The organism is Streptococcus sp. 27098_8_76 (genome assembly GCF_041432315.1).
Taxonomy (GTDB): Bacteria; Bacillota; Bacilli; order Lactobacillales; family Streptococcaceae; genus Streptococcus.
This window is the reverse complement of sequence record NZ_JAPVZI010000003.1, coordinates 1-15,279: the sequence shown is the minus strand read 5'-3', so window position 1 is coordinate 15,279 and position 15,279 is coordinate 1. Positions and strand designations below refer to the sequence as shown.

At 40.1% G+C, this 15,279-nt stretch carries 16 protein-coding genes and 1 pseudogene; 16 read left to right on the top strand and 1 reads right to left on the bottom strand.

Going from position 1 to position 15,279, the window contains the following annotated elements:
- Positions 1-150 precede the first annotated feature (150 nt).
- A pseudogene (locus O3636_RS02565) lies at positions 151-288 on the bottom strand (IS630 family transposase); the annotation flags it as partial.
- A gap of 90 nt (positions 289-378) precedes the next feature.
- On the opposite strand from O3636_RS02565, the gene O3636_RS02560 reads away from it, so the two are divergent.
- The 16 genes from O3636_RS02560 to O3636_RS02485 all read left to right on the top strand — a co-directional run.
- Positions 379-789 (top strand): GNAT family N-acetyltransferase, encoded by a 411-nt coding sequence (locus tag O3636_RS02560; RefSeq protein ID WP_023943224.1) that lies wholly within the window; start codon positions 379-381, stop codon positions 787-789.
- A 382-nt stretch (positions 790-1,171) separates the two neighbouring features.
- Positions 1,172-2,017: an ABC transporter ATP-binding protein gene (locus tag O3636_RS02555; RefSeq protein WP_023943222.1), complete on the top strand. Its 846-nt coding sequence runs from the start codon at positions 1,172-1,174 to the stop codon at positions 2,015-2,017.
- Between the two features lie 15 nt (positions 2,018-2,032).
- Positions 2,033-2,761, top strand: a complete 729-nt coding sequence (locus tag O3636_RS02550) for a hypothetical protein (RefSeq protein ID WP_261076756.1) — start codon at positions 2,033-2,035, stop codon at positions 2,759-2,761.
- A gap of 379 nt (positions 2,762-3,140) precedes the next feature.
- Entirely contained in the window at positions 3,141-3,350 is a 210-nt protein-coding gene (locus O3636_RS02545) for a helix-turn-helix transcriptional regulator (RefSeq protein WP_001107500.1), read from the top strand.
- Positions 3,340-3,828 carry a DUF6773 family protein gene (locus O3636_RS02540; protein ID WP_023943216.1) on the top strand — a complete coding sequence of 163 codons (489 nt, stop codon included), beginning with the start codon at positions 3,340-3,342 and terminating at the stop codon, positions 3,826-3,828. Before O3636_RS02545 ends, O3636_RS02540 begins: the two co-directional genes overlap by 11 nt.
- Before the next feature lie 115 nt (positions 3,829-3,943).
- Positions 3,944-5,404 carry a nicotinate phosphoribosyltransferase gene (locus O3636_RS02535; protein ID WP_261052026.1) on the top strand — a complete coding sequence of 487 codons (1,461 nt, stop codon included), beginning with the start codon at positions 3,944-3,946 and terminating at the stop codon, positions 5,402-5,404.
- The gene (gene nadE, locus O3636_RS02530; protein WP_219966843.1) at positions 5,401-6,225 is read left to right on the top strand and encodes an ammonia-dependent NAD(+) synthetase; all 825 of its coding nucleotides are present in this window, start codon (positions 5,401-5,403) and stop codon (positions 6,223-6,225) included. The genes O3636_RS02535 and nadE overlap by 4 nt, the downstream gene beginning before the upstream one ends.
- A 246-nt stretch (positions 6,226-6,471) precedes the next feature.
- On the top strand, positions 6,472-7,023 hold the full coding sequence (locus O3636_RS02525; protein WP_261025490.1) for a GNAT family N-acetyltransferase: 552 nt from the start codon (positions 6,472-6,474) through the stop codon (positions 7,021-7,023).
- Between the two features lie 146 nt (positions 7,024-7,169).
- On the top strand, positions 7,170-8,069 hold the full coding sequence (locus tag O3636_RS02520; RefSeq protein WP_261076765.1) for an Rpn family recombination-promoting nuclease/putative transposase: 900 nt from the start codon (positions 7,170-7,172) through the stop codon (positions 8,067-8,069).
- A gap of 329 nt (positions 8,070-8,398) precedes the next feature.
- The gene (ccdA2, locus tag O3636_RS02515) at positions 8,399-9,109 is read left to right on the top strand and encodes a thiol-disulfide oxidoreductase-associated membrane protein CcdA2 (protein WP_371641542.1); all 711 of its coding nucleotides are present in this window, start codon (positions 8,399-8,401) and stop codon (positions 9,107-9,109) included.
- Between the two features lie 13 nt (positions 9,110-9,122).
- The gene (locus O3636_RS02510; protein ID WP_000759260.1) at positions 9,123-9,686 is read left to right on the top strand and encodes a redoxin family protein; all 564 of its coding nucleotides are present in this window, start codon (positions 9,123-9,125) and stop codon (positions 9,684-9,686) included.
- Between the two features lie 9 nt (positions 9,687-9,695).
- Positions 9,696-10,808, top strand: a complete 1,113-nt coding sequence (gene msrB, locus O3636_RS02505; protein ID WP_000998574.1) for a peptide-methionine (R)-S-oxide reductase MsrB — start codon at positions 9,696-9,698, stop codon at positions 10,806-10,808.
- A gap of 70 nt (positions 10,809-10,878) precedes the next feature.
- Positions 10,879-11,613, top strand: coding sequence for a response regulator (locus O3636_RS02500; protein ID WP_371641540.1), 735 nt, complete (start codon positions 10,879-10,881; stop codon positions 11,611-11,613).
- Positions 11,613-13,304, top strand: coding sequence for a sensor histidine kinase (locus O3636_RS02495; RefSeq protein WP_371641538.1), 1,692 nt, complete (start codon positions 11,613-11,615; stop codon positions 13,302-13,304). The genes O3636_RS02500 and O3636_RS02495 overlap by 1 nt, the downstream gene beginning before the upstream one ends.
- A 114-nt stretch (positions 13,305-13,418) precedes the next feature.
- Positions 13,419-13,982 carry a TIGR01440 family protein gene (locus O3636_RS02490; RefSeq protein ID WP_000659519.1) on the top strand — a complete coding sequence of 188 codons (564 nt, stop codon included), beginning with the start codon at positions 13,419-13,421 and terminating at the stop codon, positions 13,980-13,982.
- A gap of 2 nt (positions 13,983-13,984) precedes the next feature.
- Positions 13,985-15,279: G5 domain-containing protein (locus O3636_RS02485; RefSeq protein WP_371641535.1), on the top strand; the 1,295-nt coding region annotated here is incomplete at its 3' end.

Below are 15,279 nucleotides of genomic sequence, written 5' to 3'. Positions count from 1 at the left end.
ATTAATATTTTATATTTGTTATGCAGGTATTTTACGGTGTACATCTAATAATGGAACATTAAGGTTATTTATACAGATTATAATTCGTTTAATACAGTTCCTCTTAGTCTCTTTACAAAATGACGAGCAATTAAATTGGAGATTTTATAGTCAATTGAAAAAATAACAAGACAAAAGAGCCTCAAAAAAAGTATTGCAACTTGGTAATACCTTTTTGAGGTGCTTTTTGATATGAGCCCATGTTTTTTAAATAGGATTGTACTCAGGTGAGTAGGGAGGAAGAGGTATAGTATATTGAATCTAGAATAGTGCACCGCAACTTCTAAATCCTTGTAATAAATTTATAATCAAGCTGTATCAGTTTTCAAGGAGGTTTAGATGTACTTTAAATTGGAAAATGAGGATTCCCAGAAGGCGCAAGAAATTGGGAATCTGATTCGTGCTTATAATCGTTCCAAAAGAGAAGAGGCTGAAAGTGAGCCACTTAATCTTTATGTCGAAGATGAAAAGGGCAATCTCCTGGCAGGTTTGATAGCAGAGACTTTTGGAAATTGGCTAGAAATCGAGTATTTATTTGTAAAAGAGGAACTGAGAAGGCAAGGAATCGGTTCAAAGCTATTGCAGCAAGCAGAAACTGAAGCTAAGAATCGAAACTGTCGTTTTGCTTTTGTCAATACCTACCAGTTTCAAGCTCCTGATTTTTATAAAAGGCATGGCTACAAGGAAGTCTTTAGGTTACAAGACTATCCCTACATTGGGCAAAGATATTATTACCAAAAGGATTTGTAAGGAGAATATGAAAGCATAAATCAAAGAGGGGGGCTTGACATAAGTATGAAGTAGATTCTCGATAAATACCAGTTAAATCCTACACATTGTGTCTTTCTAGGTGATATTGAGGACAATACAATTGCAGCTGAGAAATTGGGAATCAAGTCTTATCAGGTTAAGAAAAGAAGTGATGTCGTCGATATTTTGAAACCCTATATTTAAACTTAACACTCTCTATTTTTTATGGTAGAGAGTTTTTTGTTAATAAAATTTTACAAAATGACATTTATATATTGCATTAAGTTAGATATATGATATAATGTTGTTAAAAAGAGGCGCAACTTTTTAAAATTAATGAGAATCAAAGAAAAAACCAAGAATATTAATGGAGGAATAAAAAATGGAAGTTATAAATGTAAGTAAGCATTATGGTCATTCAACCATTCTCAAAGATATAAATTTCGCACTTAACAAGGGTGAAATTGTTGGTCTAGTAGGGAGAAACGGAGTTGGTAAGAGTACGTTGATGAAAATTCTTGTTCAGAATAATCAACCGACTTCAGGGAATATTATAAGTAGTGATAATGTTGGGTATTTAATCGAAGAACCAAAATTATTTTTATCTAAAACAGGTTTAGAGAATTTAAAATATTTGTCAAACTTATATGGTGTTGACTACAATCAAGAAAGATTTGGAAGTTTGATCCAAGAGTTAGATTCGACTCAGTCTATTAATAAAAAAGTAAAGACCTATTCTTTGGGTACAAAACAAAAATTAGCTTTGCTTCTAACTCTTGTTACGGAACCTGATATATTGATTTTAGATGAACCGACTAATGGTTTAGATATTGAATCATCACAAATAGTTTTAGCGGTTCTAAAAAATTTAGCTTTACATGAAAATGTTGGAATTTTAATATCGAGTCATAAATTAGAAGATATTGAAGAAATTTGTGAGAGGGTTCTTTTCTTGGAGAACGGGCTTTTGACATTTCAAAAAGTAGGAAAAGATAGTCATAATTGCTTGTTTGAGATAGCTTTTTCATCAGCTACAGATAGAGACATTTTCATTACCAAACAAGAATTTGGGGATATTGTTCAGGAAGAGGGACTGAGAATTACTATGTCTGGGAATATTCAAAGTAGTGAGCTTTTTAAATTTTTTAACGAAAACTCTATTAAAGTAGTTGATTTTGAAACTAAAAAAGAAACGCTTAAAGATATTTATCTAAATCGTTCAAAATAAAGGAAGGTTATAATCATGAAATTAAATAAATTGAATTTTCTTAAGGAAAATATAAGAGATTTATATTCATCAGGCGTAATATATCTCGGTTTGCTTATCTCGTTTATACCGCCGATACTGGTTACATTCTTTATTCTAAAGACTCAAGGGACATCACTTGGTATTAAGCATATTTCAAATTTTTATGCTATGCTCGGTATGTTAATGGCTGTTATACATGCTAACCGAATTATTAGCAGGGATTTTTCCCACAATACGATAAGTTTATTTTATAATCAACAGAAAAATCGGATGATTTACGTCTTGTCTAATTTTATATATGCCATCTCAGTTTCCATTATTTATGCTTTGAATGGCATTGTGCTACTAGTCATCGTAAGTAAATTGGGTGTTCCAGGTGATTTAGGATTAGATTTTATAGCAGCCATTGTAGTCAATACAATTTTGTTAGTCCTATTTTATTTTCTATTATCTTACATTTTTTATTTATACAAATTGAAAAGTGGCTTGGTATTTGGTATTTTAGTAGCTTTACTACTCTTTATCCCTAATATATTAAATACGATTATGATGAATACTAGTAATGATTTGTTTATCAAAGCAATTGAACTTCTTCCTTTTTATTCCTTACCTGTATTTGTTGCTTCAAATACGATGTCTATTAGTCAGTATCTTGTGGTAATCACTACAATCATTTTATTGTACTTTTTCACTCTCAAGAAAAGCAAGAAGTATTCATTTTAGTTTCATTTAGTATTATTTTACAGACTTAAAATCCAGCAAAAAATCAGTCATCTTGGTATGCTCCTGCTCTTGTTGTGTACACGTTTTTGTCTTATGCTAGACTCATTTCCAAAAGCATTATATAATAGTGATATGAAATCAACTAAATAAGAAATATAAGCAATCAAAACTCGTTTAAAAGACCCTACTAAAGCTAATACTAAACAAAAAATCAAATAGCAAACTAGGAAGTTTATTTCAAACAATCCAACATACTGATTTTAGGCTGAAGATAATATTGGAGTGCTAATTAATGAGGTTATAATAAATAGCTGACAGCTTGTGTTGGTTTTGGATTTTTTAAGAGTAGATGAGTATTAAAACTATAAGGAGGACGCAGGTGGCTAAAAATTTAAAATTGAAATTAGCTCGTGTAGAGCTTGATTTAACTCAAGGTCAACTGGCAGAGGCTGTGGGGGTGACGCGCCAGACTATTGGTTTGATAGAGGCGGGAAAATACAATCCCAGTCTCTCGCTTTGCCAGTCTATTTGCAGATGTTTAGGAAAAACCCTAGACCAACTATTTTGGGAGGAAGAAGATGGTAAATAAATTCATTCATTATCAATTACTTGACGAAAGAGAAGAACAACTAATCAATAAAGCTGGGGCAGAGTCTTTTTCACTCTTTATTGGGCTTGTACTTCTAAGCTATTTAGTAGCAGTGTTATCTCCATCTCTTTTTAATCCGAATTTTCTAGTGTATACTCTGATAGTAGGAATTTTCTTCTTTTTCAATCGTGCCCGTTATCTGGGAGTAACCTACTATAGTCGTTTTCATTTTACGATTTTGGGTTGTTTTTTCTTAACCTTGGCTATTACGGCTCTTTTGATGTTACAGAATTATCAATTCAACATAGAAGTTTATCAGCACAATCCTTTGAACGTTAAATACCTATCTGCTTGGGCAATTACTTATGTTATTTATCTTCCCTGGGTCTTTATTGGCAATCTTGGTCTTAAGAGCTATGGCGAATGGGCTCAGAAAAAATTTGAGCAAGACATGGATGAACTGGAGAGTGGAGAATAGCTTGTTACTCTTTTCTCAATCCAGATAAAATGTGATATAATAGTACTAATTTATTGGAATACATGAAAGTTCTTGAAAATTTTCATGGGTTTCTAGCTAAGGAAGTAGGAAAAGTATGTATCCAGATGATAGTTTGACATTGCACACGGACTTGTACCAGATTAACATGATGCAGGTTTACTTTGACCAAGGAATTCACAATAAAAAGGCGGTCTTTGAGGTTTATTTCCGCCAACAGCCTTTTAAGAATGGCTATGCGGTTTTTGCAGGTTTGGAAAGAATTGTGAATTATCTTGAAGACTTGCGTTTTTCAGATAGTGATATTGCCTATTTGGAGTCTCTAGGCTATCATGGAGCATTCTTGGATTACCTTCGCAATTTCCAGTTGGAGTTGACCGTTCGTTCTGCCCAAGAAGGGGATTTGGTTTTTGCCAATGAACCGATTGTGCAGGTGGAAGGTCCTCTAGCCCAATGTCAGTTGGTCGAAACGGCTCTTTTGAACATCGTCAACTACCAGACCTTGGTGGCGACTAAGGCAGCTCGTATTCGTTCGGTCATCGAAGATGAACCCTTGATGGAGTTTGGGACACGTCGGGCTCAAGAAATGGATGCGGCTATCTGGGGAACACGCGCAGCGGTGATTGGTGGAGCCAATGGAACCAGCAACGTGCGCGCTGGTAAACTCTTTGACATTCCTGTTTTGGGAACCCATGCCCATGCTTTGGTTCAGGTTTATGGAAATGACTATGAAGCTTTCAAGGCTTATGCTGCGACCCACAAAAATTGCGTCTTTCTTGTGGATACCTATGATACCCTTCGCATTGGAGTTCCAGCTGCCATTCAGGTGGCGCGTGAACTGGGTGACCAGATTAACTTTATGGGTGTGCGGATTGACTCTGGGGATATTGCTTACATTTCCAAGAAAGTCCGTCAGCAACTGGACGAGGCTGGATTTACAGAGGCTAAGATTTATGCTTCAAATGATTTGGACGAAAATACCATCCTCAACCTCAAGATGCAAAAGGCCAAGATTGATGTCTGGGGCGTGGGTACCAAGCTGATTACAGCTTATGACCAGCCAGCTCTTGGGGCAGTTTACAAGATTGTTGCAATCGAAGATGAAAATGGCCAGATGCGCAATACTATTAAGCTGTCAAATAATGCTGAAAAAGTGTCTACGCCAGGTAAGAAGCAGGTGTGGCGTATTACCAGTCGTGAAAAAGGCAAGTCAGAAGGCGATTATATCACTTATGATGGCGTAGATGTAAGCGACATGACAGAAATCAAGATGTTCCATCCGACTTATACCTACATCAAGAAGACCGTTCGTAATTTTGATGCCGTGCCTCTCTTGGTGGATATCTTCAAAGACGGAAAATTGATTTACAACCTGCCTAGCTTAACTGAGATTCAGGCTTATGCCCGTAAGGAATTTGACAAGCTTTGGGATGAGTACAAGCGCGTGCTCAATCCGCAGCACTATCCAGTCGATTTGGCGCGTGATGTATGGCAAGACAAGATGGATTTGATTGACAAAATGCGTAAGGAAGCCCTCGGTGAAGGAGAAGAAGAATGAGTTTGCAAGAAACGATTATCCAAGAGCTAGGTGTCAAACCGGTGATTGATGCCCAGGAAGAAATCCGTCGTTCCATTGATTTTTTAAAAAGATATCTGAGAAAGCATCCCTTCCTAAAAACTTTTGTACTAGGAATTTCTGGAGGACAAGACTCAACCTTAGCAGGACGATTGGCTCAACTGGCCATGGAAGAACTGCGAGCAGAGACAGGGGATGATAGCTACAAATTTATCGCTGTCCGCCTGCCTTATGGAGTGCAAGCTGATGAAGCAGATGCTCAAAAAGCCCTAGCCTTCATCCAGCCTGATGTCAGTTTAGTCGTCAATATCAAGGAATCAGCTGATACCATGACAGCTGCAGTAGAAGCGACAGGTAGCTCTGTTTCAGACTTTAACAAGGGCAATATCAAGGCTCGTTGCCGTATGATTGCTCAGTATGCCCTTGCTGGTTCCCATAGCGGAGCGGTCATTGGGACAGACCATGCTGCGGAAAATATCACAGGCTTTTTTACCAAGTTTGGTGACGGTGGTGCGGATATTCTCCCTCTTTACCGCCTCAATAAACGCCAAGGAAAACAACTATTGAAGGAACTTGGTGCAGACCCAGCACTTTATGAAAAAATCCCAACAGCAGACCTAGAAGAAGATAAACCAGGTCTAGCTGATGAAGTAGCCCTCGGAGTCACCTATGAAGAGATTGACGACTACCTAGAAGGCAAAACAATCAGCCCAGAAGCCCAAGCAAGAATCGAAAACTGGTGGCACAAAGGCCAACACAAACGCCACCTACCCATCACTGTATTCGATAACTTTTGGGAGTAAAAAGGTCCGGGGGACCTTTTTAGCTTCTTGCCTAGAAACTGGGAAGCAAGAATAACCTTCAGTGGAGGTTTTCAGCCTCTCACCTTGAAATAAGAAAGTGAGAGAACTTTTTACCCCGAGTTTAGAAATAAGAAAGCGAGGAAGGTCCGGTGGACCTTTTTAGCTTATTACATTGAAATTCAAAAGCAAAGTAAATTTAAATTGAGGTTGGGCAGAGAATCATCTATCAGAAAGCGAGGTAGCGTCATGAAAGCAATCGGTACGCAAATATTACAGACAGATCGTTTAATCTTGCGAAGATTTGTGGAAAGTGATGCAGAAGCCATGTTTCAGAATTGGGCTTCATCCGCTGAGAATCTGACCTATGTTACCTGGGATCCCCATTCTAATGTCGAAATCACTCGAAACTCGATTCGAAATTGGGTTGCCTCCTATACCAATCCCAACTATTACAAATGGGCCATTTGTCTCAAAGAAAAGTCAGAGCAGGTGATAGGAGATATCAGTATCGTTGCAATAGATGAGAACGATTCTTCTTGTGAAATTGGCTATGTGCTAGGCAAGGCTTACTGGGGACATGGGATTATGACAGAGGCCTTGAAAGCTGTTTTGGACTTTTGTTTTACTCAAGCAGGTTTTCAAGAAGTCAAGGCACGTTATGTCAGTCTCAATCCAGCTTCAGGTCGTGTCATGGAGAAGGCTGGAATGTCCTATCTAAAAACTGTTGCAAATGGGGTGGAGAGAAAGGGCTATCTTGCGGACCTCATTTATTACCAGATAAGTAAGAAGGATAGATAAGCTTAACATTTATTGCTTATCCGCTGTTCTTATTTTTTTATTTACTATTTCATTTATCCTTTCTTTTCCGAATAAATAAATAGATAGAGTCAGTGAATCTAGTAATCCTAGATTAAAAAATGTGCTATAATGAAAGGAGAGAAAGAATGATTCTCAGACATCCGGGCATCAGCCCGACCAACGATTTGGTTGCTAAGAAGATTTTTAGCAATCCAGAAATCACTTGTCAATTTATTCGCGATATGTTGGATTTACCTGCAAAAACTGTAACGATTTTGGAGGGAAGCAATATTCATGTCTTGCCTACCCTGTCGTACTCGGCGCAGGATTTCTATACCAGTATAGACGTCTTAGCGGAGTTGGACAATGGGACACAAGTAATTATTGAGATTCAGGTGCATCATCAGAATTTTTTCATCAATCGCCTGTGGGCTTACCTGTGTAGTCAGGTCAATCAAAATCTTGAAAAAATTCGCCAGCAAGAAGGCAATACTCACCAGAGTTATAAACACATCGCACCAGTATACGCTATCGCAATTGTAGATAGTAACTACTTTCAAGATGATCAAGCTTTTCATAGCTTTAGTATGCGAGAGGACACGACAGGTGAGGTCTTAACCATAACAAATAACGGTCAAGAAAACCATCTGGTCAAGATGGCATTCTTGGAATTAAAAAAATACAGAGAAACCAGCAAAGACAAGGTTCGCAAGCCGTGGTTGGAGTTTTTTGGGAACAAGCCCTTTACCCAACAACCTGAGCGAGCCATCAGCCAGGCAGACCAACTGCTGGACTACAAGAGCTGGTCTGAGGAGGACAGGAAAATGTTTAGTCAACTACGTATGCGAGAAGAACAGGCATTGTTGGCACAGGACTATGCCTTGGAACAAGCTGAAGAAAAAGGATTAGAACGTGGCCGTGCAGAGGGTATCGAAGAGGGGTTAAAAGTAGGTTTAGTAAATCTAGTTCGCCAAGGTCTTCTAACACCTGAGGTTGCCAGCCAGCAATTGGGAATGACCGTTGCTGAGTTTGAGGCCTTGTTGTAAGACTATTACCAATAATGGTCAAAATGGCGTTCTTAGAACTAAAAAAATACAGAGGAACCAGCAAAGATAAGGTTCGTAAACCGTGGTTGGAGTTTTTGTAAATCAGTAAATCAATGACAGATTTTTCCGCGATAGATGGAAGAATCTGTTTTTTAATTTACTAAATGTTGGCTCAAAAAACTAAGATAGCTTACCCTTTTACTCATGTTTTTTTGATTTATTTGAAGTATAACCTGATTAAATTCCTATTTTTCCCTATCATTTTCCCTATTTTTTCTGGAGTTTTGGGGCTATAATAGTCCTATCAAATCAAAGAATGGAGGAAGGCAATGGATAATATAATCTTTTTTATCAGTGTTTTTCTTGCTGGAATTCTTTCCTTCTTTTCTCCTTGTATTTTACCCTTGTTACCGGTTTATGCAGGGGTCTTGTTGGATGACAAAGATGGTGCTCAGGCTTCTAGTGGAAAATATTCAATCTCAGTTGTTAGTTTATTGCGAACTCTGGCCTTTATAGCGGGTATTTCTTTTATCTTTATCTTACTGGGATATGGTGCTGGTTTTTTAGGCAATTTGCTGTATGCTTCTTGGTTTCAGTATGTGACGGGTGCGGTTATCATTCTCTTGGGCTTGCACCAGATTGAAGTCTTACATTTGAAAGGACTTTACAAGGAAAGAAGGTTACAATTAAATAGACAAGGGCAAAAGGGTAAGGAATATAGTCAGGCATTTTTACTGGGCTTGACCTTTAGTTTTGCTTGGACGCCATGTGTGGGACCGGTTCTGGGCTCTGTTTTAGCCTTGGCGGCTTCAGGTGGCTCAGGTGCTTGGCAGGGAGCTGGTCTCATGTTGGTTTACACGCTGGGTTTGGCACTACCATTCTTGGTTCTAGCTCTTGCCTCCAGCTATGTTTTGAAACATTTCCGAAAACTTCATCCCTACCTTGGAACCCTCAAAAAAGTAGGTGGTTTCCTCATTATCGTGATGGGAATCTTGGTGCTTTTGGGAAATGCTTCTATTTTAACAAGATTATTTGAATAGAGAGGAATAAGAAATGAAAAAATGGCAAACATGTCTCCTTGGAGTAGGCTCAATTTGTTGCTTGGCAGCCTGTTCGGCTAAAAATATGTCAGACGAATCTACCATGAAGGAGCAAACAAAAACAGAACAAGTCAGTGCGCAAACTGCGACTAAAGGTCAGGCGGTTGCTGATTTTGAACTAACGGGAGTAGACGGCAAGACATATCGCTTGTCTGATTACAAGGGCAAGAAAGTCTATCTCAAATTCTGGGCTTCTTGGTGTTCCATCTGTCTAGCTAGTCTTCCTGACACGGATGAAATTGCTAAAGATGCTGGAGACGACTATGTGGTCTTGACAGTGGTGTCTCCTGGACATAAGGGGGAACAAGCAGAATCAGACTTTAAGAACTGGTACAAGGGCTTGGATTATAAAAATTTCCCAGTTCTAATTGACCCATCAGGTAAACTTTTGGAAACTTATGGTGTTCGTTCTTATCCAACTCAAGCCTTTATAGACAAGGAAGGTAAGCTAGTCAAAACGCAACCTGGTTTTATGGATAAGGATATGATTTTAAAAACATTGAAAGAAATGGGGTAGAGAAAGGTCATGAATGATAAAGTAAAATTGTTTGTCTTGGCAGGAATCTTTTTCCTAGCCATAACCGGTTTCTATTTTCTATTGATGCGAAATGCAGGGCAGACAGATAGCTCGCAAATTGAGAAAGCATCAGTTAGCCAAGGAGGAAAAACAGTGAAAAAAACAGAAGTGAGTAAAGATGCAGACTTGCACGAAATTTATCTAGCTGGTGGATGTTTCTGGGGAGTTGAGGAGTATTTTTCTCGCGTTCCTGGTGTGACAGATGCCGTATCAGGCTATGCAAATGGTAGAGGGGAAACAACCAAGTACGAATTGATTAACCAAACAGGTCATGCGGAGACTGTCCATGTTACCTATGATGCCAAGCAAATTTCCCTCAAGGAAATCCTGCTTCATTATTTCCGCATTATCAATCCAACCAGCAAAAATAAACAAGGAAATGATGTGGGAACCCAGTACCGTACTGGTGTTTATTACACAGATGACAAGGATTTAGAGGTGATTAACCAGGTCTTTGATGAGGTAGCGAAGAAATACGATCAACCTCTAGCAGTTGAAAAGGAGGCCTTGAAGAATTTTGTGGTGGCTGAGGACTATCACCAAGACTATCTCAAGAAAAATCCAAATGGCTACTGCCATATCAATGTCAATCAGGCGGCTTATCCTGTCATTGATGCCAGCAAATATCCCAAACCAAGTGATGAAGAATTGAAAAAGACCCTGTCACCTGAGGAGTATGCAGTTACCCAGAAAAATCAAACAGAACGGGCTTTCTCAAACCGCTACTGGGATAAATTTGAATCTGGTATCTATGTGGATGTGGCAACTGGCGAACCCCTCTTTTCATCAAAGGATAAGTTTGAGTCTGGTTGTGGCTGGCCTAGTTTCACCCAACCAATCAGTCCAGATGTTGCCACCTATAAGGAAGATAAGTCCTACAATATGACACGCATGGAAGTGCGGAGCCGAGTTGGAGATTCTCACCTTGGTCATGTCTTTACGGACGGCCCACAGGACAAGGGTGGCTTGCGCTACTGTATTAATAGTCTCTCTATCCGCTTTATTCCCAAAGACCAAATGGAAGAAAAAGGCTACGCTTATTTACTAGATTATGTCGATTAAGAGGGCTTTCCTAAGCAGTTAGAGGAGAATTTTGCTATACTGATACTAGTAAGTGACAAAGGAGAGAAGCATGACCTATACAATCTTAATTGTAGAAGATGAATATCTGGTAAGACAAGGCTTGACCAAACTGGTTAATGTAGCAGCCTACGATATGGAAATCATCGGTCAGGCTGAAAATGGAAGGCAGGCTTGGGAGCTGATTCAAAAGCAGGTGCCAGACATTGTTTTAACCGATATCAACATGCCCCAGCTAAATGGCATCCAGTTGGCCAGTCTGGTCCGAGAAACCTATCCTCAGGTTCATCTAGTTTTTTTGACAGGTTACGATGATTTTGATTATGCCCTTTCTGCTGTCAAACTAGGTGTAGATGACTACCTGCTCAAACCCTTTTCTCGTCAGGATATTGAGGAAATGTTGGGGAAAATCAAGCAAAAATTGGACAAGGAAGAGAAAGAAGAGCAGTTACAAGATTTACTAACTGATAAGTTTGAAGGAAACATAGCCCAGAAAATTCAGTCTCATCTAGCTGATAGCCAATTTAGTTTAAAGTCTTTAGCCAGTGACTTGGGCTTTAGTCCGACTTATCTGAGTTCTTTGATTAAGAAAGAGTTGGGCCTGCCTTTTCAGGATTATCTGGTGAGAGAACGTGTCAAACAAGCCAAGCTCTTGCTTTTAACTACAGACCTGAAGATTTACGAGATAGCAGAAAAGGTTGGCTTTGAAGATATGAATTACTTTACCCAACGCTTTAAACAGATTGCGGGTGTGACACCTCGTCAGTTTAAGAAGGGAGAAGGTTGATGAATCGTTCTTCTCTCCTAGTCAGAATGGTTATTTCCATCTTTCTAGTTTTTCTCATTCTCCTCGCTCTGGTTGGGACTTTCTATTATCGATCTAGTTCATCAGCCATTGAGGCAACCATTGAAGGCGATAGTCAAACGACTATCAGCCAAACTAGCCACTTTATCCAGTCTTATATCAAAAAATTAGAAACCACCTCGACCAGTTTGACCCAGCAGACGGATGTCCTAGCCTATGCTGAGAATCCTAGTCAAGACAAAATCAAGGGAATTCGAGATCTATTTTTGACTATCTTGAAGGCAGACCAAGATTTGAAAGCTGTTGTACTGGTCACCAAATCAGGTCAGGTCATTTCTACAGATGATAGTGTGCAGATGAAAACTTCCTCTGATATGATGGCTGAAGATTGGTACCAACAGGCCATTCATCAGGGAGCTAAGCCAGTTTTAACTCCAGCTCGTAAATCAGATAGTCAGTGGGTCATTTCTGTTACTCAGGAACTTCTTGATGCAAAGGGAGCCAATCTGGGTGTGCTTCGTTTGGATATTTCTTATGAAACTTTGGAAGCCTATCTCAATCAACTCCAGTTAGGTCAGCAGGGCTTTGCATTTATCATCAATGAAAACCATGAATTTGTCTATCATCCTAAACATACAGTCTATAGCTCAGCTAGCGAAATGGAGGCCATGAAACCCTATATTGAAACGGGGCAGGGCTATACGCTAGACCACCAATCCTACGTCAGTCAGGAAAAGATTGCAGGAACTGATTGGACGGTGCTTGGCGTGTCATCATTGGAAAAGTTAGACCAGGTTCGGAGTCAACTCATGTGGACCTTGCTTGGAGCCAGTGTCACATCTCTTCTTGCCTGTCTCTGCTTGGTTTGGTTCAGTCTCAAGCGCTGGATTGCTCCTTTGAATGACTTGAGAGAAATCATGCTGGAGATTGCTTCTGGTAATCAGAATCTTCGTGCCAAGGAAGCTGGTGCCTATGAACTGAGAGAGGTGACTCGCCAGTTCAATGCCATGTTGGATCAAGTTGATCAGCTCATGGCAGATATTCGCAGGCAGGAAGAAACGACCCGTCAGTACCAACTTCAAGCCCTATCAAGCCAGATTAATCCGCATTTCCTCTATAACACCTTGGATACCATCATCTGGATGGCTGAATTTCAGGACAGTCAGCGAGTGGTGCAGGTGACCAAGTCCTTGGCAACCTATTTCCGCTTGGCGCTCAATCAAGGTAAGGACTTGATTTCCCTGTCTGACGAAATCAATCATGTCCGTCAATATCTCTTTATCCAGAAACAACGTTATGGAGATAAGCTAGACTATGAGATTAATGAAAATCCTGCCTTTGATAATCTAGTCTTGCCTAAGCTGGTGTTGCAACCCCTTGTAGAGAATGCTCTTTACCATGGCATTAAGGAAAAGGAAGGTCAGGGCCATATTAAAATTACTGTCCAGAAACAGGATTTAGGATTGGTCATCCGCATTGAGGATGATGGTGTTGGTTTCCAAGCTTCGGGCGATAGTAGTCAAAGTCAACTCAAGCGTGGGGGAGTTGGTCTTCAAAATGTTGACCAACGGCTCAAACTTCATTTTGGAGAACATTACCAGATGAAAATCGATTCTGCTCCCTCAAAAGGAACGACGGTTGAAATATACATAAATAGAATAGAAACTAGCTAACTCCCAGTCAATTCTGGGAGTTTTATGCGTAATTGGGCAAGCTTTCTAGGTTGTCTATCTTGCTAAAAACAAGAAAAAACGATATGATAGATAATGACAAAAGAGGTATCAAGTATGAAGGAAAAAGACATTCAAAGAGAAACAAGCCAGATTGTAAAAGATGTATTAGAAAAGGCCAATTTGAAGCAAGGATCTATCTTTGTTTTAGGCCTTTCTTCTAGTGAAGTGATAGGTGGTCAGATTGGCAAGGAATCCAGCCAAGAAATTGGGGAAATCATTGTGAAGACCATCCTAGATATCTTAGAGGAAAAAGGAATTCATCTAGCTGTTCAAGGCTGTGAACATGTCAATCGGGCCCTCGTTGTTGAACGTCAGGTGGCAGAGCAGTTTGGTCTGGAAATGGTTAGTGTCCTTCCTACTCTCCATGCAGGAGGTTCAGGTCAGTTGGCAGCCTTCAAGTTTATGCAAGATCCAGTTGAGGTTGAATTTATCAAGGCCCATGCTGGATTGGATATCGGAGACACTGCAATTGGTATGCATGTTAAGCATGTTCAGGTTCCGATTCGCCCTCTTTTGAGAGAGATTGGTCATGCCCACGTAACGGCGTTGGCTAGTCGTCCAAAATTAATTGGAGGTGCGCGTGCGCACTATCCGCAAGATTCTATTAGAAAGTCGTGAAAATGAGAAAAACAAAACAACAACTAGAAAAAATCACCAAATATTCGATTCGTAAGCTAACTGTTGGGGTAGGTCCTGTAGCCATCGGGGCCTTTCTTTTTGGTGCTAGTACCCTTTCAGTGGATAAGGTGCAAGCCAATGAAGTAGGCGCTGCTCATAGTGTTCATTACCGTTATGTGGCGGAGCAGGAATTGACCGAGTCTGAAAAAGCCCTGATTCATCATGAGGTTCCTACAGAATTTCAAGATGATGATACTCTTTATGTAGTTTATCGTAAGAAGGCAACTAACAGTCAACAACTTCCTTACACAGGAAGTAAGGAACTAGCTTGGGCAGGTCTTGGCTTGGCAACTGCTTCTCTAGCAGTCTTTTTGGTGTCCAAAAAAGGTCGCAAAGAGGTTCTAGGTGTTCTCTTGATTGGTTCTTTAGGAGCCAGCACCTTTGTACCTTACGGGACATTTGCATTTGAAAATAAAGAATTACTTTCTTATAACCAAACTATTTCAGCCTCTACACATGAAGGTTTGGCTGAAGGGATTATCCATATTGATGGCTATGAATACATTGGCTACTTTAAGGAAGCAGAACTCCATCCATCAAAACCAGCTTCATCTGAGAAGCCTCAGACTAGACAGGAAGAGAGCTTGGTGGAGATTCCGTTTGAAACGATCACAAGCCTAGATGCGAATCTAGCAGAAGGACAGACTCGTATCGTCACAGCTGGAGTAAAGGGTCAGCGTCGTCTTGTAACTAAAGTATCGATGGTTAATGGTCAGGAAGTTAGAGAAGTCATCGAAGACCAAGTGGTTCAAAAACCTGTTTCGCAGGTTATTGCAGTCGGAACGAAGAAAGAGGTGCAACCTACTCCAAACCCACAAGCTGAACCAACTCATCAAGTAGCTAAAGGGACGCAAGAGGAAGGTAAGGAAGGTCAATCTTTAACGCAACCAAGCTTACCAGAGGCTCCAATCGAAGCAAAAGGAACCCAAGAGGAAGGCAAAGCAGGCCAATCCTTAACGCAACCGGCCTTGCCAGAAGCTCCAGTAGATGCCAAAGGAACCCAAGAAGAAGGAAAAGTAGGTCACTCTTTAATCCAACCGGACTTACCAGAAGCTCCAGTAGATGCCAAAGGCACTCAAGAAACAGGCAAGGAAGGTCAGTCCTTAACGCAACCAGAATTGCCAGAAGCTAGGGTAGAGGCTAAAGGCACCCAAGAGGCAGGTAAGGAAGGCCAATCCTTAACGCAACCAGAATTGCCAGAAGCTAGGGTAGAGGCCAAAGGCACTCAAGAGGCAGG